At 34.5% G+C, this 432-nt stretch carries 1 protein-coding gene and 1 pseudogene; both read left to right on the top strand.

The window, feature by feature from the left end; genetic code table 11:
- Nucleotides 1-10 precede the first annotated feature (10 nt).
- Nucleotides 11-163 (top strand): YqgQ family protein, encoded by a 153-nt coding sequence (locus FE392_RS23325; protein ID WP_500692726.1) that lies wholly within the window; start codon nt 11-13, stop codon nt 161-163.
- Nucleotides 164-182: 19 nt separating this feature from the next.
- Nucleotides 183-432, top strand: a pseudogene (glcK, locus tag FE392_RS23320) (glucokinase); the annotation flags it as partial.

Raw genomic sequence — 432 nt, 5'->3', positions numbered from 1 at the left:
ATTTGGTACGATTATTTATACGGGAGATCGAATTGCAGATTTACAATTAATGCAAGATGAATTGCGTGAATTAAATCAATCACAGCTAATCGATCCACAAGACTATCAAACAGCTTTATTTTTGTTGAAGCAAGAAATTCAAAAAGAGCTAAATAAGAATTAGATAAAGGTAGGTAAGCAACATGGAAGAGAAATGGTTAGTTGGTGTTGACCTTGGTGGTACAACGATTAAATTAGCATTTATTAATGTATACGGTGAAATTTTACATAAGTGGGAAATCCCTACGAATACAAATGAGCAAGGAAAACATATTACACTTGACGTAGCGAAGGCAATTGATAAAAAATTAGAAGAGTTAGGCGAATTAAAAAGCAAGTTAATTGGTATTGGTATGGGAGCTCCTGGTCCTGTGCATGTGGCATCTGGAATGA

The organism is Xenorhabdus santafensis (assembly GCF_033949405.1).
Taxonomy (GTDB): Bacteria; Pseudomonadota; Gammaproteobacteria; order Enterobacterales; family Enterobacteriaceae; genus Xenorhabdus; species Xenorhabdus santafensis.
This window is presented reverse-complemented; position numbering and strand designations above follow the sequence as displayed.